At 49.2% G+C, this 25,175-nt stretch carries 21 protein-coding genes; 14 read left to right on the top strand and 7 right to left on the bottom strand.

The window, feature by feature from the left end:
• Positions 1-58 precede the first annotated feature (58 nt).
• The gene (gene purN / locus FY034_RS09600) at positions 59-679 is read right to left on the bottom strand and encodes a phosphoribosylglycinamide formyltransferase (RefSeq protein ID WP_265549940.1); all 621 of its coding nucleotides are present in this window, start codon (positions 677-679) and stop codon (positions 59-61) included.
• Positions 679-1,728 (bottom strand): phosphoribosylformylglycinamidine cyclo-ligase, encoded by a 1,050-nt coding sequence (purM, locus tag FY034_RS09595; protein ID WP_265549938.1) that lies wholly within the window; start codon positions 1,726-1,728, stop codon positions 679-681. The genes purN and purM overlap by 1 nt, the downstream gene beginning before the upstream one ends.
• A gap of 219 nt (positions 1,729-1,947) precedes the next feature.
• Between purM and FY034_RS09590 the strand changes: the two genes are divergently transcribed.
• Genes FY034_RS09590 through FY034_RS09580 form a run of 3 tightly spaced genes read left to right on the top strand, consistent with a single transcriptional unit; the run spans position 1,948 to position 4,125 of the window.
• A complete protein-coding gene (locus tag FY034_RS09590; protein ID WP_265555249.1) occupies positions 1,948-2,523 on the top strand; it encodes a lytic transglycosylase domain-containing protein in 576 nt (191 codons plus the stop codon).
• A 4-nt stretch (positions 2,524-2,527) separates the two neighbouring features.
• Positions 2,528-3,115, top strand: coding sequence for a CDP-diacylglycerol--glycerol-3-phosphate 3-phosphatidyltransferase (pgsA, locus tag FY034_RS09585; RefSeq protein WP_265549937.1), 588 nt, complete (start codon positions 2,528-2,530; stop codon positions 3,113-3,115).
• Positions 3,115-4,125: a KamA family radical SAM protein gene (locus FY034_RS09580; RefSeq protein ID WP_265549936.1), complete on the top strand. Its 1,011-nt coding sequence runs from the start codon at positions 3,115-3,117 to the stop codon at positions 4,123-4,125. Before pgsA ends, FY034_RS09580 begins: the two co-directional genes overlap by 1 nt.
• A gap of 5 nt (positions 4,126-4,130) precedes the next feature.
• On the opposite strand, the gene FY034_RS09575 is transcribed toward FY034_RS09580, so the two are convergent.
• Genes FY034_RS09575 through FY034_RS09560 form a run of 4 tightly spaced genes read right to left on the bottom strand, consistent with a single transcriptional unit; the run spans position 4,131 to position 8,446 of the window.
• Positions 4,131-4,562, bottom strand: coding sequence for an ATP-binding protein (locus FY034_RS09575; protein ID WP_265549935.1), 432 nt, complete (start codon positions 4,560-4,562; stop codon positions 4,131-4,133).
• Positions 4,563-4,584: 22 nt separating this feature from the next.
• Entirely contained in the window at positions 4,585-4,920 is a 336-nt protein-coding gene (locus FY034_RS09570) for an STAS domain-containing protein (protein ID WP_265549934.1), read from the bottom strand.
• A gap of 17 nt (positions 4,921-4,937) precedes the next feature.
• Complete coding sequence (locus FY034_RS09565) at positions 4,938-8,186, bottom strand: SpoIIE family protein phosphatase (protein WP_265549931.1); 3,249 nt, start codon at positions 8,184-8,186, stop codon at positions 4,938-4,940.
• Positions 8,183-8,446: a hypothetical protein gene (locus FY034_RS09560; protein ID WP_265549930.1), complete on the bottom strand. Its 264-nt coding sequence runs from the start codon at positions 8,444-8,446 to the stop codon at positions 8,183-8,185. Before FY034_RS09560 ends, FY034_RS09565 begins: the two co-directional genes overlap by 4 nt.
• 182 nt (positions 8,447-8,628) lie before the next feature.
• On the opposite strand from FY034_RS09560, the gene FY034_RS09555 reads away from it, so the two are divergent.
• The 10 genes from FY034_RS09555 (at position 8,629) to FY034_RS09510 (ending at position 22,886) form a co-directional block, all read left to right on the top strand.
• On the top strand, positions 8,629-10,329 hold the full coding sequence (locus tag FY034_RS09555) for a tetratricopeptide repeat protein (RefSeq protein ID WP_265549928.1): 1,701 nt from the start codon (positions 8,629-8,631) through the stop codon (positions 10,327-10,329).
• Positions 10,326-11,966 (top strand): peptide-binding protein, encoded by a 1,641-nt coding sequence (locus tag FY034_RS09550; protein ID WP_265549926.1) that lies wholly within the window; start codon positions 10,326-10,328, stop codon positions 11,964-11,966. Before FY034_RS09555 ends, FY034_RS09550 begins: the two co-directional genes overlap by 4 nt.
• Before the next feature lie 63 nt (positions 11,967-12,029).
• On the top strand, positions 12,030-12,242 hold the full coding sequence (locus tag FY034_RS09545; protein ID WP_265549925.1) for a pilin: 213 nt from the start codon (positions 12,030-12,032) through the stop codon (positions 12,240-12,242).
• Between the two features lie 203 nt (positions 12,243-12,445).
• On the top strand, positions 12,446-12,661 hold the full coding sequence (locus FY034_RS19045) for a type IV pilin protein (RefSeq protein WP_265549923.1): 216 nt from the start codon (positions 12,446-12,448) through the stop codon (positions 12,659-12,661).
• 32 nt (positions 12,662-12,693) lie between these two features.
• A complete protein-coding gene (locus FY034_RS09535) occupies positions 12,694-13,014 on the top strand; it encodes a hypothetical protein (RefSeq protein WP_265549920.1) in 321 nt (106 codons plus the stop codon).
• A 102-nt stretch (positions 13,015-13,116) separates the two neighbouring features.
• The gene (locus tag FY034_RS09530) at positions 13,117-18,378 is read left to right on the top strand and encodes a tetratricopeptide repeat protein (RefSeq protein WP_265549919.1); all 5,262 of its coding nucleotides are present in this window, start codon (positions 13,117-13,119) and stop codon (positions 18,376-18,378) included.
• The gene (locus FY034_RS09525) at positions 18,371-20,320 is read left to right on the top strand and encodes a tetratricopeptide repeat protein (RefSeq protein WP_265549917.1); all 1,950 of its coding nucleotides are present in this window, start codon (positions 18,371-18,373) and stop codon (positions 20,318-20,320) included. The genes FY034_RS09530 and FY034_RS09525 overlap by 8 nt, the downstream gene beginning before the upstream one ends.
• A gap of 32 nt (positions 20,321-20,352) precedes the next feature.
• Positions 20,353-21,147, top strand: coding sequence for an ABC transporter permease subunit (locus FY034_RS09520; RefSeq protein ID WP_265549916.1), 795 nt, complete (start codon positions 20,353-20,355; stop codon positions 21,145-21,147).
• Positions 21,144-22,010: a hypothetical protein gene (locus FY034_RS09515; protein ID WP_265549913.1), complete on the top strand. Its 867-nt coding sequence runs from the start codon at positions 21,144-21,146 to the stop codon at positions 22,008-22,010. The genes FY034_RS09520 and FY034_RS09515 overlap by 4 nt, the downstream gene beginning before the upstream one ends.
• A 9-nt stretch (positions 22,011-22,019) precedes the next feature.
• Positions 22,020-22,886, top strand: a complete 867-nt coding sequence (locus FY034_RS09510; protein WP_265549912.1) for an ABC transporter ATP-binding protein — start codon at positions 22,020-22,022, stop codon at positions 22,884-22,886.
• Between the two features lies 1 nt (position 22,887).
• Here the strand turns inward: FY034_RS09510 and FY034_RS09505 are convergent, their stop codons facing one another.
• Positions 22,888-23,352: a tRNA (cytidine(34)-2'-O)-methyltransferase gene (locus tag FY034_RS09505; protein ID WP_265549910.1), complete on the bottom strand. Its 465-nt coding sequence runs from the start codon at positions 23,350-23,352 to the stop codon at positions 22,888-22,890.
• A 101-nt stretch (positions 23,353-23,453) separates the two neighbouring features.
• On the opposite strand from FY034_RS09505, the gene serA reads away from it, so the two are divergent.
• Complete coding sequence (serA, locus tag FY034_RS09500) at positions 23,454-25,061, top strand: phosphoglycerate dehydrogenase (protein WP_265549908.1); 1,608 nt, start codon at positions 23,454-23,456, stop codon at positions 25,059-25,061.
• The last annotated feature ends 114 nt before the right edge of the window (positions 25,062-25,175 follow it).

The following is a 25,175-nucleotide window of genomic DNA, read 5'->3' as shown; positions in this document are numbered from 1 at the left end:
TCTAATTGAAGCGAAATTTTTAGCATGCTGTCTTGATACTGTCAAGGGGAAAGTGCTTTTATTCGCTGATTATGACCTTGCGGCCTTCGACCTTCAGGCGTCCTGCACAGAAAAGGCGTACCGCCTCGACATAGGTGCGATGCTCTTCTCCATGTATGCGCTGGGTCAGGCTCTCAATGGTGTCACTGCCAAGCACCGGGACAACGGATTGCAGGATGATCGGGCCGGTATCGGTCCCCTTATCAACAAAGTGTACGGTGCAACCGGTGTAACGCACCCCATAGTCAAAGGCCTGCTGCTGGGCATCAAGGCCGGGGAAGGCAGGCAGCAGGGCAGGGTGAATGTTCATGATGGCGTTCGGGAAGGCGTCAATCATGATTGGTGACAGCAGCCGCATGAATCCCGCCAGGATGACCAGGTCAACTTCGTGTTGGCGCAGCAGCTCAACCAGGGCGGTGTCATAGGCCTGCCGATCAGGATAGGCTTTGTGGTCAAGTACAACGATCTTGATGTTGTGTTTCCTGGCCCGCTCGAGGGCAAAGGCATCGCTCTTGTTGCTGATCAGGCAGACAACCTGGCTGTTGGGGATCCGGCCAGCCTCTATGGCGTCGATAATAGCCTGGAAGTTGGAGCCATTGCCGGATACCAGTACCGCCAGCTTGATCGGTGCTGTGCCCATCAGACCAGCACCACCTGTTCTGTCTGGTTTTTGTTCATGCTCTTTACCTCGCCGATCAGCCAGGCCTGCTCGCCCAGTCCGTTCAGGCGTGAAAGAATATCATCCACATCGGCTGCCGCTACAGCCAGCACCATGCCGATACCCATGTTGAAAGTACGGTACATCTCATTCTGCTCGACATTTCCGGCTTCCTGCAGGGTTGTGAAGATGGACGGCATCTCCCATGAACCGAGTTTGAAACTGGCTGAACAGCCCTTGGGAAGTACACGGGGGACGTTTTCAAGCAGTCCACCGCCAGTGATATGGGCAATCCCGTTAATCCTGAAATCCTTGAGCAGGTTCAGGACGGAACGGACATAAATCCGGGTAGGTGTCAGCAGTTCCTCGTCAACGGTTTTAGTGCTGTCCGGCAGCGGACTGTTGATGGCAAGGCCCATCCGGTCAAAGATTATCCGGCGTGCCAGTGAATAGCCATTGCTGTGCAGGCCGCTTGAGCCGATACCGATCAGTTTGTTGCCGACTGTGATGGAAGAACCGTCAATAATCTGGTCCTTTTCGACCACGCCGACCGTGAAACCGGCAATATCGTATTCTCCATCAGCATAAAAACCGGGCATTTCAGCCGTTTCTCCCCCGATCAGGGCGCAGCCGGCCTGACGGCATCCCTCGGCAATACCTGCTACAATCTGGGCTGCCTTGTCAGGGTCAAGCTTGCCGGTGGCCAGGTAGTCCAGAAAGAAGAGCGGCTCAGCGCCCTGGACTACAATGTCATTGACGCACATCGCCACCAGGTCAATACCTACCGTGTCGTGACGGTCAGCCAGAAAGGCCAGTTTCAGCTTGGTGCCGACACCATCGGTACCTGATACCAGGACTGGGTTTTTGTACTTGGCTGCATTCAGCGAAAAGAGTCCGCCAAAGCCACCGATCTCTGTCATCACTTCCGGACGGAAGGTCGATTTGACCAAGGGCTTTATTTTCTGGACAAAGCTGTTACCAGCCTCAATATCAACGCCAGCTTCTTTGTAGGTCGCACGAGGTTTGCTCACGGGTTACTGCTCCTTATCAGGCAAAAAAGTCATCTTCAGCAGGCTGATTGGTGAAGATATTTCTTCTAGCCAATCGGGCGGTAAAAGTCAATCAACTGTACATTTTAATCCGGTATACGGGTACTTTAAACTTGACAAATCGGGCACTTTTGCCGTTATGTTACTAACATGAGCCGCCTTGCCGCCCATAGCCGTACCAGAGATCTTTGCTGTCCCGGCATGTTGTTTCTACTGGGGATGCTGTTTCTGTCTGTTACACTATTTCCCGCCCCTTCCAGCGCCGATATTTATCGCTATGAAGATGAAGAAGGGGTACTGCACTTTACCGATGCGCCAACAGACAAAAAGTTCAAGATTTTCATGCGTGATCTGCGCAAGGACCGTCAACTGCGGACCCGCTTTCGCATCGCCTCAGGTAACCCCCAGGAGTTCGAGCACCTGATTACATCTGCTTCGGCCAAGTACGGTGTCAGCGCCTCGCTGATCAGGGCGGTTATTCAGGCCGAATCCGGTTACAACCCTCAGGCGGTTTCCCGGGCAGGTGCCGGTGGCTTGATGCAGTTGATGCCCGGTACCGCCAAGCACCTGAAGGTGGCTGACCGTTTTGATCCTCACCAGAATGTTGATGGTGGTGTACGGTACCTGAAGTTTTTGCTTGATACCTTTAAAGGCGATGTCTCTCTGGCCCTTGCCGCCTACAATGCCGGACTTTCCAAAGTTGCCAAATACGGTGGCATTCCACCCTACGAAGAAACCCGAACCTATGTCAGCAGGGTTCTGTCATACATGAGATAATGCAATGTCCCAGCACCATCCCATTCTGAATCCTCCCAATATTTTGACCCTCTTCAGGGTCGCCTGCATCCCTCTGATGGTGGTCCTGTTGTTTTCACCTTCGCGGGAGGCCTGTTTCTGGGCCGCCTGGGTGTTTGCCCTCGCTTCCGCCACGGACTGGTTTGATGGGCATCTTGCCCGCAGAATGGGCATTGAGACCGTATTCGGCAAGTTTCTTGATCCGATAGCAGACAAGCTGATTGTGACTGCAGCGCTGATCATGATCCTGCCTTTTGGCAGGGTACCGGCCTGGATGGTATTTGTGGTGTTGGCGCGGGAAATTGTGATTACCGGCCTGCGTAGTATCGCCTCCTCGGAAGGTATTGTGATCCAGGCCTCTGACCTGGGCAAGTATAAGACGATCTTTCAGTTGACCGCGATCATTGGGCTTTTGTTACACTATGATTATAACTGGCTTTTCGGTATTGCCCATCCGTTGTTGACGGTCAATATGCACAATGCCGGCATGTTTTTCTTCTGGATCGCCTTTGTTCTGACTGTTTGGTCAGGTGTTGACTATCTTGCAAAGTTTGTCAAGGTGATCGCCCGTTGATGCCGTTTCAAACCGTATCCCTTGCTGAGCTGGCCCACCGCTTTAAATTTGACGAAACACCGCTTAAACCGGTTGCTGAGCTCTACCCCTACCGTATCAGCAGCTATTACGCCGGTTTGATAACCGCCCCCTTCGATCCGATCTGGCAACAGTGCGTGCCATCACTGCTGGAACTTGTTGACACAAACCAGCATCCCGACCCGCTGGACGAGGAGCGTTTAAGCCCTGTGCCGGGTCTGATTCACCGCTACCCGGATCGGGCGGTCCTGCTGGTATCCAACCGCTGTGCCACCTATTGCCGTTTTTGCATGCGCAAACGCAGGGTAGGGTGTGCCGGCGGACAAACGGCACTTTCGTCGGCACTGGAATATATTGCGGCGACCCCCCAGTTGCGGGATATTATCCTGTCAGGGGGTGATCCGCTGATGTTGTCGGATGATGAGCTGCATGAGATCCTGCTGGCATTGCGCAGGATTCCGCATGTTGAAGTTATCCGGATCGGCAGCCGCATGCCGGTTACCGCGCCTGCCCGGGTAACCCCCGCACTCTGTCGAATGCTGGCAGAGCATCATCCCCTCTATCTGAATACCCATTTCAATCATCCGCTTGAGCTGACTCCGGAGGCTGCACATGCCTGTAGATTGCTGGCCTCGGCAGGGGTGCAGCTGGGCAATCAGACGGTGCTGCTGAAAGGGGTGAATGACGACAGTCTGACTCTGCAAACGCTGATGAGTGGACTGTTGCGGCTGCAGGTCCGGCCCTACTACCTGCATCAGATGGATCTGGTGCGCGGCACTGCCCACTTTCGGACACCGCTTGAACAGGGTAGACAGCTGATCGGGTCACTCAGGGGGAAAATTTCAGGCATGGCAATCCCCCACTTTGTGATCGATCTGCCGGGGGGGAAGGGCAAGGTGCCTGTTCTGCCGGATAGTTTGAACAGAGTGGGGGATGGCTGGCAGGTACAGACAAATTCCGGTGAATTTGTCAGCTATTTCGATCCCGCGTGAGTGATTCAGTGAAAACGTTTGCGCATTTCAAGTATGTTGCCGCCCTCAACCTGACGGTATTCCACTGAGTCCATCAGTGACCGCATGATGTACAGCCCCCTGCCATGATCTTCAAGGTCATCCCCTGCGGTTGCAGGGGAATGTGCAATACCGGCCAGATCAAACCCGCTGCCATGATCAACTACCTGTAACAACAGCTCTTCATCTGTGCCGATAATCCTGATCTCCACTTCTTCATCAGGATTATCGGCATTGGCATGACGAATAGCGTTGACCAGGGCCTCGGTCAGCACCACGTTAATGTGGTTGGCCAAGGCCTCCCGATCACCGCTGTAGTTTTGTAACTGGGCAGCCAGCTCTTCACTGATCCGTCCGATCAGGCTCAGATAACGGGTCTGATTGGGTACTTTGATCTGCAGCTGGATCTGGTTTTTCATCGCTGCTCTCCGCACGTCCTGCTCAGAACGCTTCAATGGCCTCATCAACGGTGGTGTAGATATCAAAAACCCGGTGCAGTCTGGTAAGTTCAAACATTGATTTTACCTGGCTCTGCAGGCTTGAAAGCTTCAAGGCGGCCTGACGGGCCGAAGCATTCTTGAAGCCGGATACCAACGCGCCCAGGCCTGAGCTGTCGATGAAACGTACTTCTTTCAGATCAACCACTATCTTGGTCTTACCTTCCCCGAACAATCTGCCCAGCTCCTGTTTAAGATGTTCGGAATTATGGGCATCAAGCCGCTCCTCCTTGACGATCAGCAGCACTACCTGTCCGTTGTCTTCAAGTTTCAGATTCATTGCGTTCCTCCTTTTAATTAGGCAACAATTTTCATAACCACCATCGAGACATCATCCTGCAGTGTTGTGCTTTGACTGTACTCCTTTACCAGCTCAAAGAACGAGTCGGCAATTGCGTCCACCGGTAAGGTGCTCTGCAGCGTGAGGTGTTGACAGACCTGACCGGTTCCCAGCAGTTCTCCGGTGCGGTTGGTCGCCTCGGGAATACCGTCGGTATAAAAGAGCAGGGTGTCGCCTTGCTGCAGATTTATGGAGCGTTCTTCAAAGATCATGGAGGGCTTGATGCCGAGAATCAACCCCTCTGCATCCAGCTCTATACAGCTCTGTTCACCCTGGCGGTGTATCAGCGGTTTGTTGTGTCCCGCATTGGCATAGGACAGGCGGCCGGTGGCAGCACTGTAGCGGGCATAGAACATGGTGATGAACAGTTCTGCCCTTGTCAGGTCTTCGTAGAGTTGGCTGTTAAGAACGCCCAGGATGCTGCTGGGACTGACGGCCCGGCTGGAATGGGCGCGCAACAGGGTACGCACCTCAGCCATAATCAGCGCCGCTCCGACGCTATGGCCGGAGACGTCGGCGATCAGAAGATCAATGGTGTGATCGTCACGTTTGAAAAAGTCATAGTAATCACCACCGACATGGGCGGCTGGATAACAGCGTCCGGCAAGCTCAATCCCGAACAGGAGCGGTGGGGCGGCTGGCAACAGTGAAAGCTGGATCTGTTCCGCGATCTCCATATCGCGTTTGACCCGAGCATTGGCCAGCAAGGCCTGTTCCTTTTCCCGGCGTTCCCGTTCTTTGGCCTGCATTTCACTGGCCAGACGGGCCGCCTGGGCAAGCTGCCCGGTCAGACTGGTCAGCAGTCCGACAAATTCTTCAGTAAAAAGGCCGATAATGGATTTTGAGTATACCGACAGTACCCCCAGGCTCTCTTCACCTTCGCGATAGATCGGGATATGCGCAAAGGAGACGAAACCCTCAGATGATGTCTTGGAGAGGTCGATGATCGCTTGCAGGTTTGTGATGTCATTGACGAAGTGGGTGGTCTGGTCGATCATCGCCATCTTGATGTAGGGATCACTCTCCAGATACCAGTGTTCAGGATTGATGGGGCGGCGGTCGCAGCCCTGGTAGCTCTGCACAGATAATGGTACGTCACTGCTGGTGCGGATCTGGATCAGGGCCACATCAAGTCTGAACTCCTTGAGCAGCAACTGCAGCAGTTCATCCATAATAGTCTGCAGGTCAAGGGTGCGGTTGATGATCTCAGAGGCCTTGAGACGGACGTACAGCGCTTCACGGCTCTGGTCAAGGGAGGCCCTGACGGTGCTGAAAATATCGTAGACCGACTCCATCCGGCTACCCATATCGGACAGATAGCTGTCCATGATGGCGCCTGCTGCTGCCGCTCCCACTGAAGCGGCCAGGGTCCGTTCAACAAAGCGTTTCATGGCTGGCAGCTCAAACTCGGGAACCATGACCTCCTCGTCGATCATCCGTCCCTTCAGGTAGGTGGTCATGGCCTGTGAGGCCTCTTCGGGGCCGATAAATTTGCCCATCAGGCCGATGAACTGCGGGATGGTCACCGGTTTTGAAAGGCGTTTGGCAGCACTTTTGACCTGACGCCGTTCAGTTTCAAACTTGCCGATGAAGCGGCGTACCTGTTCCTTTTCAAGGTCGCTTTGGGAGATAAGCAGAGAGCAGACCAGGTAGGCGCCAACATTAAACAACATGCTCCAGAACAGCGCATGGCTCCACATATCCATGCCGGTCAGGCCAAACAGGGCCGTGGGTTTCAGCAGCGCCTGGCCGAACAGGCCATCCTGCATAATCGGACTGTCCGGTGCGCCGGCGTAGAGTGAGGGGATCAACAGGGTGTAACACCAGATGATAAAGCCCAGTGCCATGCCGGAAATGGCACCGATTTTGTTCCCTTTAGACCAGTACAGTCCACCCAGCAAGGCTGGTAAAAACTGCATTGCCGCCAAAAAGGAGATCAACCCCATATTAACCAGCATGAAAGAGTCACCAACTGCCCGGTAGTAGAAATAACCTAAAAAGACCACCAGAAAGATCGCCACCCGTTTCAGGTTGATCAACAGCAGAGGAAACCATTGCTTGGGAGTGATTCTGACAATGACCGGCATGAACAGGTTGTTAAGCAGCATGGTGGAAATAGCGACTGATTCAACCATGACCATACCGGCAGCAGCGGACAGGCCTCCCAAAAAGGCCAGCAGAGCCATTGATTCATTCCCGGCCGCCAGGGGCACGCTGATCACAAAATAGTCAGCACCTGTAGCGCTGCCGCTTTGCAGGATACCACCCAGGGCGATCGGCATGATGAAGAGGTTGATCAGAAACAGGTAGGTGGGAAAGAGCCACATCGCCTTGCTGATATGCCGTAAATCAGCGTTTTCTATGACAAGGACATGGAACTGGCGCGGCAGCAGGATGATCGCCCCCATGGACAGAAACAGCATGGTTGAAGAAGGGATGACATCATTGCCCTGTGTCGTATTGAGGGTAAATAAACGTTCAAACAAAAGCGGATACTGGGTGTGGAAGCGGAATAGAATATCTTCAAAACCATCAAACAGATACCAGGTGACAAAGACTCCCACTCCAATCAGGCTGACCAGCTTAACCACCGATTCAAATGCTACGGCGGCAATCAATCCTTCATGCCGCTCCGTTGAGGGGAGGCGCCGGGCGCCAAAGATCACGCCGAAAATCGAGAGCATGATTGCCAGGGTCAAGCCGGTGGGGAGTATCACGGATGAATCCGCGCCGGGCAGGGTGATGGTTCGCTCGGTAACTCCGCTGACCAGGGCAAAAGAGGTGACCACCGCCTTTATTTGCAGGGCAATATACGGCATGATCCCAAGAACTGCTATCAGTGTAATCAGGGAGCCCAACAGCTGGGAGTTACCGTAACGCAGGCTGATGAAGTCGGCAATGGAGGAGACATTATTTTCTTTGCTGATCCTGATGATGCGTCGAAGGATAAAGAACCAGGAAAAGGCGACCAGCGATGGTCCAAGGTAGATCATCAAAAAGTCGATTCCACTGGTGGCTGCTTTGCCCACGCTGCCGTAGAACGTCCAGGAAGTACAATAGACCGCTATGGAGAGGCTGTACACATAGGGGTTGTTGACCAGACTGCGGCCTTGCTCAAAACGCTTGCGTGCATACCAGGCAACCAGAAACAGCAGTCCGGTATAGGCGGCTGCAGTAGCAGTAACATGAAGGATATTCAGCGTCACGGAGGAGCCTGCTCTTCAGTCTGTTGATCGCCGGGTTCCGGTTCAACCGAACTGGCAAACAGATATATGACACCGATTGAGATGGCCCAGCCAACCGTAAAGTAGAGATACAGGAGCGGGAAGCCGAATAATGTGCTGGGCTGGTTGAATATTTTAAGGAACGGGAAGTTGAGCATGACGTTTCCCAGTACAAAGAAGATCACCCATGATTCCCGCAAATGCAGCCGCCTGAGAATTCTATGTCTGGTTGAGTGCCACATGGGGCATGCTGTTCCTTTCGAGTTCAGGTCGGACGCGTGAAATCTTACCATTGAACCATACTGCACGCAACCGAAGGCCGTTGAAATCTTCTCTCAACGGAATCGTTTGACGCTAGTCTGGTTGTATGGTAGCGTTTAACACTTATTATTTCTGCAACCTGCTGAATTCTGGGTGGTGTCCCATGTTACGATATCTGTTTTGTTGTGTTGGTCTCTGTCTGCTTACAGCCTGCGGTTCTGTACGTCCTGCCGATTCTCCGGATGACGATGCAGCCTCTTCTTATCTCCACAGCGGGTTGGGTGCCTACGCTCAGGCCCGTCTTTTCTGGAATGAAGGAAACGCTGAACAGGCCCTGATACTGACGCGTCAGGCCCAGACTGCCGATCCTGATACGCCCTATCCGATTCTGCTGGAAGCTGAAATTATGCTGAAATCAGGCCGTGTGCAAGACTCTCTGGCGGCTGTTGATCGTGCCATTAAGGTGGCGCCGGATTATCGCCCTTCCTATCTGCTGGGTGGCAGTATCATGTCGACAATGGGTAAGACCAAGGAGGCTGCATCCTACCTGCGGAATGCGGTCAGACTTGAGCCGGGCAAGGAAGATGCCGTATTGCATCTGGTAACGGCCCTGATGCAGCTTTTTGAGTATGAAGAGTCGGTTACGGTGCTGAAGTCCTTGATCAAGGCCAAGCCGGAATCGGCTGTAGGAAATTACTACCTGGCAAAAGTTTACAGCCAGATGAAGTTGTACCGGGAATCGATCGGCTACTATCAGAAAGCGCTTGAGCTGCGGCCGGAATTTATTCAGGCAACAATTGATATGGCTATTTCGTATGAGGCACTCGGAGAGTACGACAAGGCGATTGCCGCTTACAAAGATGCCCTGGAGGATGCGGAAAACCGGGCTCCCCTGATCCAGCACCTGATACAGCTGTTTATACAGAACCGGCGGTATGAGGAGGCCTTGACTTATCTTAAAAAGCTGGACCAGATGGGGCTGGCAACAGCCGAGACCAATCGAAAAATCGGTTTGATCTATCTGGAGCTTGAGCAGTACGACAATGCAATCAAGGTGTTTTCCCAGATGCTGGAGGCGGACCCGGATGCTTACCAGATACGGCTCTATCTGGGCAGTGCCTTTGAAGAAAAAAACGAGCTTGAGCGCGCTGTTGCAGAGTTCCATAAAATTCCGGCCGATGCACCGGTCTATACTGAAGCAGTTGGGCATCTGGCGTTTATCTACAAGGAACTGGGCAGGGGGGATGAGGCTGTCAAGCTGTTGGAGCAAACGATTGCAACCAACCAGGATAAGCTTGATCTGTATCTCTCTCTGGCAACACTCCATGATTCCCTGCAGCATCCTGCAGAAGGGTTGAAACTGCTGCTGGGCGTTGAGACGCGCTTTTCCGGTGACCCCAAATTCCAGTTTAGAATGGGAATATTATACGACAAGCTTGGCAAGCGTGCGGAGTCCATCGAGCGGATGAAGAAGGTTGTCGAGTTGAATCCCAAGGATGCCCAGGCCCACAACTTTCTTGGCTACACCTACGCCGAGATGGGAATCAACCTTGAAGAAGCGCTGGCCCATGTCAAGCGGGCCCTGGAAATCAGACCTGATGACGGCTTCTTCATTGACAGTCTGGGGTGGGTCTATTACCAGATGAAGCGCTACGATGACGCTGTCCGGTATTTGGAAAAATCGGTTGAGCTGGTGACTGATGACCCGACCATTCTTGAGCATCTGGGGGATGCCCACCTTGCCCGCAAGGAGCCGAAGCATGCCCTTAAATATTACAAAAAGGCCCGGGCCCTGGACCCTCGTAAAAAAGGGCTGGATGAAAAAATCAGACGGATTCTGCGCGGAGAACTGGAAGAAAAATGACCGTAAGGGGCGGGTTTCGAAACATCTGTCTGCGCGTCATCATGCCGGCTGTCCTCTGGCTACTGTGCGCAGCCTGTACAGGCAGTGAAACTCCATCCACCAAACGGGAAGTATCCACAGCATCACCGGCCTACGGCGACACGCTGGTTGAGGGTACGATTGGTGAAGCATCCACCCTGATCCCCATTCTTGCCTCTGACAGTGCCTCCCACAGCGTGGCAGGTCTGATCTACAACGGCCTGATCAAATATGATAAAAATCTCAAGATTGTCGGTGATCTTGCAGAGTCCTACCTGGTCTCACCCGATGGTCTGATCATTACCTTCAAGCTGCGTCACAACGTTGTCTGGCATGATGGTAAACCATTTACGTCGCGTGATGTGCTCTATACCTACCGGGTCATTATTGATCCCAAGACTCCCACTGCCTATTCAGAAGACTTTAAACAGGTCGCTGCGGTTACCGCTCCGGATGAACATACTGTGGTGGTGCGTTATGCAAGACCCTATGCGCCATCCCTTGCCTCATGGGGGGTGGCGATCCTGCCCAGTCATCTACTGGAAGGACAGGATATCACCAGGAGTCCACTGGCCCGTAAACCTGTCGGCACCGGGCCGTTCCGTTTTACAGAATGGGTGGCTGGACAGAAAATCGTGCTGGAGGCCAACAAGGACTACTTTGAAGGACGTCCCTATCTTGATCGCTACGTTTTTCGGTTGATTCCTGATACTTCAACCATGTACATGGAATTGAAGGCAGGCGGGATAGATCAGATGGGGCTTACCCCGGTTCAGTTTGCCCGGCAGACCGACTCGCCGCGTTTCAAATCTGCCTTTAACAAATATCGTTACCCATCAAATGGCTACCTCTACCTTGGCTACAATCTGCGTCACCCAACGTTCAAGGACACACGTGTCCGTCGTGCCATAACCGCTGCCATCAACAAACAGGAACTGATTCAGGGGGTGCTGTTTGGCATGGGACAGAAGGCCAATGGTCCGATGATACCAGGCAGATGGGCGCATAACCCACATGTGAAGGATATTGCCTATGACCCGGCCTATGCCCGTCAGCTGTTGGCAGAAGCCGGATGGAAGAACGGCCCGGACGGTTTTTTACAAAAAGAAGGCAAACAGCTGCGTTTTACCATTCTTACTAACCAAGGTAATCAGCAGCGTTTGATGACGGCCCAGATTATTCAGCAACGTCTGAAACAGGTCGGGATTGATGTACGCATCAGGGTTGTGGAGTGGGCTGCTTTCCTGAAAGAGTTTATTGACAAAGGTAATTTTGAGGTAGTGCTGCTGGCCTGGCTTACCTCACAGGACCCGGATATGTACGATATCTGGCACTCCAGCAAGACAAAACCCGGGGAGTTGAACTTTATCGGTTACAACAACCCTGAGGTGGACCGCCTGCTGGAAGAGGGACGCAGCACCTTTGATATGGAAAAGCGTAAAAAGGCCTACTACCGGATTCAGGACATCCTGGCCGAGGAACAGCCCTATACCTTCCTCTATGTGCCAGATGCGCTGCCGGTAGTCTCGTCTCGTATTCGCGGCATAGAACCTGCCCCGGCTGGAATTGGACATAACCTGATCAGGTGGTATGTGCCCAGGATGGAGCAAAAATATTGATGTAAAGTTGTGAATTGGCCTTGAAAATGCATAGTGTTTAGATTGTGTGAAAGGAGTCGTATCATGGAGAAACGGGCTGTAGCAATAGCTGGTTTTACGTTGATAGAACTCCTCATCGTTGTGGCCATTATCGGGATACTTGCGGCAGTCTCCATTCCAATTTTTAGAGATTATACTGTTAGAGGATTTAACTCGGCGGCAACAGCTGATTTGCGTTATTTTAAAACTACTATGGAGGCTGAGTTTTCTGACAGTCATGCGTACCCATTGTTTTGATTGATGACAATTTTTGTCTGTTAGTTGTGACAAACAAGGCTGTTTTGTGGAGCTAGATAAAGGTATTATATGAAAAATTAGTAGGTTGAGGTTTGCTTTTGCTGTTGGCGTATATGTTGCATGTGAATAGATGTGAAAAATTATTGCTCAGCTTCTGCAATTTGATTGCAGTCCACACAACACCATGAAAGGAGAAGCAGACTATGCTTAACAAGATTCGGAACAGAAAAGGTTTTACCCTGATTGAGCTGCTGATCGTTGTTGCGATCATCGGTATTCTGGCGGCTGTGGCTATTCCACAATTCTCGGCTTACCGCATCAAGGGGTTTAACTCAGCTGCAACAAGTGACTTGAGAAACTTCAAAACCCAGATGGAGTCTGATTTTGCAGACAAGCAAGAGTACACAACAATTAGCTAATCTATAATATTTAGGAAAGGAGTGAATTGTATATGAACAAAAAACATTTTTTTATACTTAGTTTTGTTGCAGCTTTAAGTATGTCGTACACTTCTGCTTTTGCTGGCACCATTAGTGGCGCTACAAGTCTCGGAGGTGGTACCTTCTCTCCATCCAATAAAGTAAAGATCAACGTGATAGCAACGACAACCAACTATGCAGCATGTTCAGGTCATACCAGTGGTGACCGGTCCATATGTTCCAATAATCAGGATCCCAAGCTTTACTGGACTGCTAAGACGGTTGGTTCTGATCCTCAGACAGTTAATAATGCTACTGATTCTTTTACCGGAAGTGGTTATACAACACTGTAATATTCCCTTTTATGAGTTGTAATAAAAAAAGCTTGGCATTAATGTCAGGCTTTTTTTATTGCTATCAGGTCTTATCTTTTACCTGTTATTTAAGGGGCGTCTATGTTTAGCTTTACACCTTCTTTCGCATCATCTGTAGATATTGATGCGTTTCTTGATGAAACAAATATTCTATTTCAGCAGGGCAAGTATGAAGAGGCGTTAGCCCGCTATTTGCATGTTTTGAATCTAACCCCCAACAGCCCCCGTGTGTTGCGAGCTGTTGGGATGGTCCTGCATTGTCTCGGGAGGAGTGAAGAAGCGCTTGACTGTCTTGAACACGCGATTAGCCTTAATCCTGGTAATATAGAAATATTGACAAGTCAAGGTGTGATACTGAAAGCTATTGATTGCAAAAAGGCTGCCGTCAATGCCTACAGGGAGATCATTACACGCGGTGAGGCATCAAGTGAGGTTCTGGGAGAACTTGGCTCACTTCTTCTTGACCTAAAACAGTATGACGACGCTAAGGCGTGTCTTATTCAGGCCGTGTCTTGTGATCAAGACAACTGGAATGCCCATTATTGGCTGGGGTTATACAGGAAGATATTTCTTTGTTTCGACGAAGCAATTGTATCACTAAACAGGATGTTGGAGTTGAAACCGAATTTTATCTATGGATTTGCTCATCTGGCCAAAATACGCTTAGACCAGGGGCGCCATGCTGATGCCATTCTTTTGATGAATAACGTACTGCATTTAAAACCGAATTCTTTTAATGCCCAATCATTATATTTGTTTTGGTTAAACTACCAGTGCGGAACAACTGCGGAGACGATCTACCGAGAGAGTATTCGCTATGAATTAATGGTTAAGCAGAACACAAACATTCAATCATTATCGGCGTGGGATGTTACCGCTGAACCAGACCGTCAGCTCCGCATCGGGCTGGTATCGCCTGATTTCCGGCGTCATCCTGTAGGATATTTTGTACAGGCCTTTCTTCTGCTTCATGACCCTGATGAATTTCACGTTGTCTGTTATTCCGATGTGGAGGGAGAGGATGATCTAACCCCTGTTTTCCGGGAATCAGCCGACTCCTGGCGACGGATATTGGGGATTACGGATGAGCAGTTGTCAAAAATGATCCAGCGTGATCGGATTGATATACTTGTAGACCTTGCCGGCCATACCGATAAAAATCGGCTCAGCGTGTTTATGATGAAGCCGGCTCCGGTGCAGGTGACTTGGGCTGGTTACATGGGCACTACTGGCCTTTCAACAATCGATTACCTTATTTCAGACCGATTTCAGTCCCCTGAAGGATCTGAGCAATACACGGTTGAGCAGATTGTTCGTCTGCCGGATGACTACATTTGCTATTGTCCTCCTGATTATGCGCCTGAAGTTACACAGCTCCCAGCACTATCAAACGGCTATATTACTTTCTGCAGTTTTAACAATCTGGCTAAGGTAACAGAGGAGGCGGTTGCACTATGGAGCGAAATATTACAGCTTGTTCCTGGTTCCCGTTTTTTTATAAAGAATCCTTCCTTTAGTGATCAGGGGACTGTCAGACGTTACCTTGATCTCTTCAAATCATATGGAATTGACGAAAAGATGATTATTGTTGAGGGTAAAAGTCCTCATCCTGAGATGATTGCACGTTATTCCCTGGTTGATATTCAGTTGGACACACAGCCTTACAGCGGGGGGCTCACAACTTTGGAGTCTCTCTGGATGGGGGTTCCTGTTGTGACACTGCCGGGCGAACTTTTTTCTTCGCGCCATTCTCTGACACATCTTATGAATGTTGGGCTTGAAGAATGTGTGGCCTCGAACCGTGATGAGTTCATCGCCATAGCATGCACACTGGCAGAAGACCTTTCCCACTTGTCAGAACTGCGGCTTACGTTACGACAGCGGATGATGACATCACCTGTCTGTGATGGTCTTGGGTTTACTGAGAATATTCAGCAAGCTTTTAGAAAAATGTGGGTAACTTGGTGTGAAAAACAGAAAGAATACTCCAGGCAAGAAGAAAAAACTACAGAACTGGCCTCGCATTTCCAGGGGGATCATATTGATTTTAACGACCGGGGTAACCTTTATGCGGACAATGGTGACTTTGACAATGCTATCGCATACTACCAAGCGGCACTGGAGATAAAGCCAAGCTACATGGAGGCGTCATACAATCTAGGACTCGTGTATTTTAAGTTGGGTGCATTAGACGAAGCCTTAAAGCTGTTCAAACGGGCAATTCGTCTTGATCCTGATTTTGTCGATGCTTATCTGAACATCTCTACAGTCCTGATCCATCTCGGGCGTAACGACGAAGCGTTGATTATTTGCGAAAAGGCGCTGCAAATTAAACCAGATTTTCCTGAAATATATAATAATATTGGTACTGCCAGCCTTAATCGTGCCCGCCCTCAAGAGGCTCTTCAGGCATTTCGGAAGGCGGTGGATATTCGACCTGAATATGTCCAAGCGTACTCCAATATTCTCTATGTCATGCATTTTCTTCCCGGAATTACTGAGCGTGATATTTTTCTTGAAAGTCAACAATGGGACAAAAGGTTTGCCGTCCCTCTCCTCAATAACGAAATTCATATGCGGACTCGAAAAAATGCCTTGCCGCTTCGCCTAGGATTCGTCTCGCCAGACTTCTACCAACATCCAGTTGGATATTTTATCCAATCGTTCTTCATGCTGCATGACAGAGGTGAGTTTGAGATTTATTGTTATTCTGATGCTACCATTGAGGATGATAAGACTGAAATTTTGCGTTCTGTTGCGACCGAATGGCGCTGGGTCCACGGTATGCCGGATGAAGAACTCTATCACCTGATAAGGCACGATGAAATTGACATCTTGATTGATTTAGCTGGTCACTCGAATGCCAACCGGTTGCTCGTTTTTGCACAAAAACCTTCTCCTGTTCAGGTTACCTGGGCAGGATATGTAGGGACAACAGGACTTACAGCTATCGATTATTTGATTTCCGACCGTTATCAATCGCCGGACAGTGCTGATGATTGGACCACGGAGGAGATTGTCCGTTTGCCGGGTGACTATATTTCCTATTGTCCGCCTGAGTTTGCCCCTGATATTTCACCTCTTCCAGCCCTTACTAATGGATATGTAACGTTTTGCTCCTTCAACAGGATGGCCAAGATTTCTGAGGAAGCGCTTGAACTCTGGTTGGAGGTGTTGAGGAGGGTAGAGGGAGCCCGTCTGTTTATGAAGAACCCAACCTTGGCCGACCCGGCTGAGGCGCTGAAAATCAAACTTTTTTTCCAGGAGCGTGGCATACGAGGTGATCGGTTGTTGCTGGAAGGGCCATCACCACATGCTGAAATATTTGAGCGATATCATATTGTTGATATCCAGTTGGATACACTACCCTACAGTGGAGGGCTAACCACTCTGGAGTCGCTTTGGATGGGGGTTCCTGTTGTGACCCTCCCCGGAAAGTTGTTTTCATCTCGACATTCTCTTACGCATCTAACTAATGTTGGACTGGCTGAATGCGTTGCATCGACTCCAAGCGATTTTATCTCAATTGCGTGTGCCCTTGCCAATGACCTTGACTATCTCGCAGGTCTGCGCACCAAACTGCGCTTAATGATGGCAGAGTCACCATTATGCGATGGGCTTGGTTTTACCGAGAAACTGCAGGATGCTTTCCGTTTCATGTGGAAAAATTACTCTGACAAGTTCGGATCAAAGTTTGAGCTTGTTTGTGATTCCCTTAAAACGAAAAGTTCGTTGGAGTTGTTTGTTCCAAACGATACAATCATTGCTCGCTATAACGAGGGTATTGATAGTATGGAAAGAGGGCGTTTGGCTGTTGCTGAAGAGGTATTCAGGGAAGTAATTAAGAAAGCCCCGGATTTTTTCCCTGCACATAATAATCTGGCCATGACGATATCTAAGATGGGGAGGACTTCTGAAGCGGAGTCAGTTCTTCGGAGGATTCTCGAACGCAACTCTACTCTATTTGAAGTGCATAATAATCTTGGAAATGTTTGTCTTGCTCTAGGTCGGCAGCGTGAGGCCCTTTCCTGTTTTCGCCAGACACTGGAACTTAACCCTTTGTTGTCCTCGGCGTACTCAAATATTCTTTTTTGCATGAATTATCTGCCTGAATTTTCTCAGCAGGACATTTTTGATATGTCAATCAAATGGCGCAGTACGTTGCCGGAAGTTCTGCGTTTGTCTGAGAAACGCTTGACAGGTGTGCCGGCAACAATCTGTAAGAGCGGTAAGTGCCGCATCGGATACGTTTCGGCTGATTTTCGTTTCCATTCGGTAAGCTTCTTTATTAGACCTCTGTTCGAGCATCATGATCGCAATCAGTTCGAGTTGTTTTGCTTTTCCAACGTAGCTAGACCTGATGCGGTAACCTATGAGCTGCAGCAGTACGTTGATAGTTGGGTTGATATTTCTGATATGACCGATGTTCAGAGTGCTCAATGTATTGGGGATGCCGGTATCGACATACTGGTGGACCTGTCTGGCCATACGGCAGGCAACCGTCTCGGAGTCTTTTTCGTGCAGCCGGCTCCAATACAGGTCAGTTGGTTAGGCTATCCCAATACTACAGGGCTTACAGAAATCGGGTATCGTTTGACAGATATTGTTGCCGACCCGGCATCGTCGGATCGGGGATATACAGAGTCATTGTACCGGATACCTAACGGCTTTCTTTGCTATCAGCCCCCGGAAGTCATTCCTGAGATAGTGCCTCTACCAAGCGAAGCCAATAACTACATAACGTTCTGCTCATTTAATAATGTTGCCAAGCTGACTGAAGAGACGATTGTTGTCTGGTCAAAAATATTGAAACAGGTACCTGACTCGAGACTCATCCTAAAAAGTAGCAACAAATGCACAGAAAACCTGTTACATCGCAATATTCTAAGATCGTTCGAAAGTGCTGCCGTGAACCCGGAGAGAATTACAATTCTTAAGACGACGGACACTCTGTACGCGCACCTTAATGCATATTGTCTTACCGATATAGCCCTTGATACGTATCCCTATAACGGTACGACAACAACCTTTGAGGCGCTCCTTATGGGAGTGCCTGTGGTGACCTTGTCGGGAGACAGACATGCGTCCCGTGTCGGAGCAAGTATTCTGTCACACCTTGGTGAACCTGGCTTGATTGCCAGCTCCCCAGAAGAATTTTGTGCAACCGTGGTTAGTTTGGTAAACGACCGGGCCAAATTACAATCTTTGCGTTCACTACTAAGGCCAAGGTTGCTTATGTCAACGTTGTGTGACGGAGCGTCGTTTGTTAAAAGGCTGGAAACAGCATATCTCAGTATGATTGCTAGTTATCAAGGTCAACAAGGTGCCACAACCGATGAATGAAATTATAATCGTTAGAAATGATTTCTTTAAAATTGGTAGATCTTACCAGATTTGTCTCCTGTGCATTATTGTGCTTGCTGTTTACTATCCGGCAATCTTTGCTGAGATAAGCCTCTTAGATGATCTGGATGCAATTACCAGTCTGTTGAATATAGAATCATTCAGTCTAAAATCAATCTTCCTTCCAGGAGGGAAGGAAGGCGGGTATTATCGCCCATTCATAGGGATAAGTTACATGATAGACCGTTTTTGGTGGTTTCTGGATTCAAAAATAATGCATTTTGAAAATATTTTGATGCACTTATTCAATACCATCATGGTGTTCTTTACTGCTATCAGTCTGTACAAAACCGAAAAGGACAGCGCTTCGACACTGCCACTTTTTACAGCGGTGCTCTTTGCTTTACATCCGATCAATACCGAATCAATTAACTGGATTTCAGGGAGAACGGATGCTATGGCCTGTATGTTCGTCCTCTCCTCATTATTATTGCTCCTTAAATATCGAGAAAACGGTAGTAAACTTCTGCTTCTTTGTGCATATGCGGTTGCTTTACTTGGTATACTGGCAAAGGAAACAGCACTCGGTTTTATTCCTGGCTCGGTCTTTATCCTCCTTGCGTTGCCGCGTAGCTTGCAGGTAGTGGAACGTCCCGATTTTGACTCTTCTGATAGCAGGAGGAGCGATTTGGTCCGGCTTGCGTGCTACACAGTTGCCGCCTTACTTGTAGCACTCGTGTTTGTGAATTATTTTGTTGTTGTTTTCATTGGTGTTATCTATTGGGGGCACTCACTAATTGTTCTTCACCATGCTCAATTAACGCGGTTACTTTTTCACAAGATACGATCATTCTTAATGGTTGCCGGATCATGTGTTCTACTTATGGCTATTTATCAGGGAGTCAGAAAAGTTGTTTTTGCTTCAGATGTTTCAAAGATAGCGAGCACCGTTAAGGTCATGATGACGGATATGAATTATACCATAGAGCTGTTCATGGGAGCTGCTGGGTTTTATATGAAAAAGTTTTTTTTCCCTCTGCCACTTAATATAGCAATTCGTGAAATTGATCCACTCTATTCCCTTTTGGGCGTTATCTGTTTTCTTGGCTGTATATATTTCGTACAGCTAAGGAGTATAGAGGCAGCTTTTATCATCACTGGTTTTTTTATGGTAGTGCCAACATTGCCTCTTGCCTTTGGAACTATTGCTTGGACGGGATACGCTGAACGTTATGTTTATATTCCATCAGCTTTTTGGATACTTGGCGGTATTGGTTTCATTCGCTCTGCAACGGGAGAGTTATGGCGCCCCTATCTGAAAATTATAGCCATGCTGGTGGTGATATTCTTTGCGACAATTACCTTAAAAAGAAACATCACTTGGCAAAATAATGTGACGCTTTTTAAGGACGCTGTTGAAAAGTCACCTGACTTTATAAATGTTAGAGGTATATATATATCTGCCTTGTATGATAAAAAAATGTATGATGAGGCTGAGCGTCAATATTTTATTGCAAAAAAGCTTTACAGTATGAGATATGATGAGAAATATGATATAATATATGCAAAAATATTATGTATTAACAAAAAATACGATACTGCAGAAAAATTATATAATGACATAGAATATAATACAAAGGGTAAGTCAGTATTGCTTTATGAAGAAATGTCTACTTTTTATAGAAATAGAGAATCTTCAGAGTCCGATATTTGTATGAAAAAAGTGCTTACTCGTAAAAAACTTGAAGCGTTAAATAAACTATATATATTAAATAAGTTGCCTGCTACAGGTTATAGACTAGGGCAAGAATACTTCGAAGCAGGAGAAATAGCTAAATCTAAAGATGTTTTTGAGAAGGTAATTAAACAGTCACGCGATGATGAGCCACTAAAATATAAAGCAAAAAATATGCTGAATAAAATAAATAATGTAGGTATATGATTTGTTGTTTGCAATAAAGGAGTGTGTATATAGTGACTACAATAATTAAAATCACTCTCAAAGGTGTTTTTCGTGATCGGGTCTTTCAGGGAATTATAGCTCTGGCAGTGTTGTTTCTCTTTATCCCATCAATAGCCTCTCTTTCCATGCGTCAGGTGACCGAGCTTTCGATTACCCTCTCGCTTTCACTGATCTCGTTTATTCTGCTACTTCTTTCAGTGTTTTTAGGTGCCACTTCGATCTGGAGGGATATGGAACGACGTTATTCCTTTAGCGTACTTAGCCTGCCTCTTAGCCGTAGTTCTTACCTGCTAGGTCGTTTCTTTGGCTTGGCTCTGTTCTTGGTACTGACTTCAGCCGTACTTGGAGCGGTCTCGTTACTGGTGATCAAGGTTGCGTCAGGAATGTATCCTCCTGCTCGCCCCGTTGTCTGGAGTTATCTGCTGCTGACCTTACTGTTCATCACCCTAAAGTATATTCTGCTGGTGGCAGTGGCAATGCTGCTTTCTACGGTTAGTACTTCCTTCTTTCTGCCAGTTTTTGGCACCATCTGTACATTTTTGGCCAGTGGCATTACTCAACAAGTCTACGAATTTGTACACTCTCCTGCATCGGCGCAGGCTGTTTCTCCGTTTTTAAAGGCTGTTGCATCAGTTGTTTATTATCTGTTACCAAATCTGGCTGGGTTTGACCTGAAGGTGAACGCTATTTACAGTATCGCCCCCAATCTACAAGGACTTGCGATGACAGTGGGCTACTTTATTGCCTATACCGCCATTTTGCTGGGGGGCGCAGCTCTGCTGTTCAACCGGAGGGAAATGAAGTGAACAGCCTGCGTATTCCGGTTGCCTTGCTGGTTAGTGGTCTGCTTTGCTATGGATTGCTGATTGTTCCTTTTTCCTCGTATATGTCCAATAAACCGATTGAGGAAAAGCTTGGGTATGTCCCCAGTGTGAAGCTGCTAAAGCCGCTGAGTGCTGACCAGAAGGAGTTGGTAGGCGCATCTTTGGTTATGAAGGTGTTGATGTATTTTGGCGGCATTATAGGCAAGGCCCAAGAGGGCAAGGTGATCAGCGAGCCGCCTGATCTGCAGGGAATGTCCCGCCTTCTGCATGGTGCAGTGCAACTAGACCCCTATAATATGGATGCCTATTACTTTGCACAAGGGTTTCTAACGTGGGATGCTAAACAGTTTAAGGTGGCAAATGCGTTGCTTGATTACGGCATGCAGTATCGTACCTGGGATTGGTATCTGCCATTTTTTGCCGGGTTTAACAGTGCCTATTTTTTAAAGGACTACCCTAAGGCTGCTGCATATTACAAACGGGCTGCCGATTTGAGTGGACAGGATCTGCACAAGAGTCTGGCTGGACGGTATATGCAGGAGTCAGGTCAGACAGATTTGGCGATTGCCTATCTTACTGCCATGGAAAAGGGCGAGAAAAATCAGGCATTGAAGAAGAATTACCAGATTCGTTTGGCAGCGTTTCATGAAGTAAAACGTATTGAAACCGCACGGGATAGATTTGTGGCAGAACATGGCGGTTTACCTGTCTCTGTTGAACAATTGGTGCAGCTCGGTTTGCTTGCTCCGGCGCCGATTGACCCTTACGGTGGCAGGTTCTATCTTGAAACGTCAGGCAAGGTTGCAACAACCAGCAAGTTTGCATTTGCAACAAAGAATAAGTGAGGAGTGGGAATGTTCGCTCTTGATATGCAGGTACTGAGTAAAACGTTTAAAGGCAAGAAGCGCCAGACCGTTGAGGCGTTAAAGGGGCTGTCGCTTGCAATAGAGCAGGGTGAGGTGTTCGGCTTTCTGGGCCCCAACGGTGCCGGTAAAAGTACGACCATCAAATGTTTGATGGGGCTGATCCGGCCAACATCCGGCACTGCTTCTATTGTGGGAGAGGCGATCGGGTCAGAGGCTTCCCGTCGTAAGGTCGGGTATTTGCCTGAGAATCCGGCTTTTTATGATTATCTGACAGCGGAAGAGTATCTGCAGTTTGTGGGTAAAACATTTAAAATACCCGACGCACTGTTAACCCGTCGCTCTGCAGAGGTCTTGAAGCAACTCGAGTTGTGGGAAGCGCGTAAGCGTCCTATCCGGGGCTACAGCAAGGGGATGGTGCAGCGGGTGGGGTTGGCACAGGTGCTGATTCATGATCCTGATGTCTATATTCTGGATGAGCCGATGAGTGGTCTGGACCCGATTGGCCGGGCACTGGTAAAAGAGATTATCCTTGAACTGAAGAAGCGCGGGAAGTCTGTTTTCTTCAGCACCCATATTACTGATGATGTTGAAAAGGTCTGTGACCGTGTGGGGGTTCTGTTGCATGGTGAGCTAAAGATGGTGGACCGGGTGGATGCCATTATGTCACGCGGCATAATTGGCTATCAGGTCCGCCTGCAGGATACAGACGGTACGGTGTTGGATGAAGAGGTGCCTAAAGAGCTGCTTGACCGCTTTCTTGCTGAACAGGTTGCAACTGGTCGAGAAATAGTCCTGGTTGAACCACGTCGTAAAAATCTGGAAGACTTCTTTCTTTCATTGGTGCATGGGGCGTAGGCTACTGTAGTTGTCCTGACTGGCGCAGTGCCTCGTACAATACCACTGCCGCAGCGTTGGATAGGTTCAGGCTGCGTACTTGGCCCGGCATTGGGATGGTCAGGCAACGTTCCTGGTTAGCTATTAGCAGCTCAGCCGGCAGACCGGCGGTCTCTTTGCCAAAGACCAGAAAATCTCCTGGTTGATAGATCCCCTGCTCGTAGCAATTTCTGGCAACCTTGGTACTCAGATACCAGAAGCGCCCATCCGGGTACTGCTGCTGCAACTGCTCTAAACTGTCCCATTGTTTTAAATCCACTTTGTCCCAGTAATCAAGTCCGGCCCGTTTAAGGTAGCGATCATCAATTGAAAATCCCAGTTTGCCGACTAAATGCAGAGTTGCAGCAGTAGCTGCACAAAGACGTGCTATGTTGCCGGTGTTAGGTGGTATTTCTGGCTCAACCAGTACAATGTTGAAGGTTTTCATGGGTAATGTATACCTCAAGACAGTTTCAGTCCGCTTGCATTTTTTGCGGGTCAGGTCTAGGATGCAAAAACTTGAATACAACAAACACGGGGATTATGACCATGAAAATTATTGTTACTGATGAAGTTGCTGACCAAGGACTGGCACTGCTCAAGCAGGATCCGCGCATTGAGATGGATGTCCGTTTGGGATTGAAAAAGGAAGAATTGCTTGCCTTGATCGGTGACTATGAAGTGATCATTACCCGTAGCGGTACGACGGTTGATAAAGATCTGCTGGATGCGGCCAGGAACTTGAAGATGGTTGCCCGGGCCGGTGTTGGCATTGATAACGTGGATGTGGACTATGCCAGCTCAAAAGGGGTGATTGTGGTGAATGCCCCCTTTGGCAATACCAACAGTGCTGCCGAGCACACCATGGCGCTGCTGATGGCGGCCTGCCGTAACGTGACGGTGGCCAACGCCTCCTTGAAGGCCGGCGAGTGGAAGCGTGCCCCTTTTACCGGGGTGGAGCTGAAAGGCAAGACCGCCGGTGTGATCGGTCTGGGCAAGGTTGGCGGTCGTGTGGCAACCCGCTTGAAGGCCTTTGAGTGTGAGGTGCTGGCCTGCGACCCGTATATTGCGGTCAAGCGGGCCCATGATCTGGGGGTTAAGCTGGTGTCCCATGATGAGATCTACAAAAAATGCGATATCATTACCGTCCATACCCCTTTGACTGATGAGACCAAGGGGATGATCGGTGCCCGTGAGCTGGGCCTGATGAAGGACGGCGTGATTGTAATGAACGTAGCCCGTGGCGGGATAATTGATGAGCCTGCCCTGTTGGATGCCATGAACAGTGGCAAGATCGCCATTGCCGGCGTGGATGTCTGGAGCGAAGAACCGCCCAGAACCGACGTCCTCAAAGGGCTGATCGCCCACCCCAGAGTCACGGTGACTCCTCACTTGGGGGCCAATACCCACGAGGCCCAGATCAATGTGGCCGTGGATGTGTCCAAAGAGATCCTGAACTATCTGGATGAGAAGCCGTTGGAAAATGCGGTGAACATTCCCCGTTTTGATATGGCCTTGATGGACCAGATGCGGCCATTCCTGAATCTGGTCAATGTGATGGCTGATTTTGGTATCCAGTTGCTGGATGGCCATCCTGAGAAGATCACCTTCAGTTATGCCGGTGCCATTGCCCACTATGACTGTTCGCCACTGACGGTTTGCGGTTTGGCAGCACTGTTAGGGCGGGTGGTCGACCAGGATGTCAATATGGTTAACGCCTCCCTGATCGCTGAGCAGATGGGGATTGTGGTGGAAGAGACCAAAACTACCTCGGCTGATGCCTTTTCCAACCTGATTACCCTGATTGCAGAGGGTGACGGCAAGCGTCGCACCATTGCCGGTGCGCTCTTTGAAGGGGCCCCACGCATTGTCCGGTTGCGTGACTATGCCATGGATTTTACACCGGAAGAGCATATGCTGCTGCTGCACTATGCTGATCGTCCCGGCATGATCGGCAAAATCGGCACCATCATGGGCAAACATGAGATCAATATCGGCTCCATGAACCTGGGGCGCAGCGAGAAAAAAGGCGAGGCAATGGTCATCCTCTCGGTTGACTCCGCTGTTTCCCAGGCGGTGATTGAGGAGATCAAGCAGGCAACCGAGGCTACCTTTATCAGGGCGATTCATATGGCGTCGGTCAAAACTTCTCCTTGACCGTTTTCGCTGGAGAATGGTAAGGTAACACACTTCTTTTCATATCTGCCTTTTAATCTAACCCCGTGAGGTTAACAAAGGTGCAACAGTTTCAGCCACATATTCAAGAGGGTC

It is taken from the genome of Trichlorobacter lovleyi, assembly GCF_015239775.1.
Taxonomy (GTDB): Bacteria; Desulfobacterota; Desulfuromonadia; order Geobacterales; family Pseudopelobacteraceae; genus Trichlorobacter; species Trichlorobacter lovleyi_B.
This window is presented reverse-complemented; position numbering and strand designations above follow the sequence as displayed.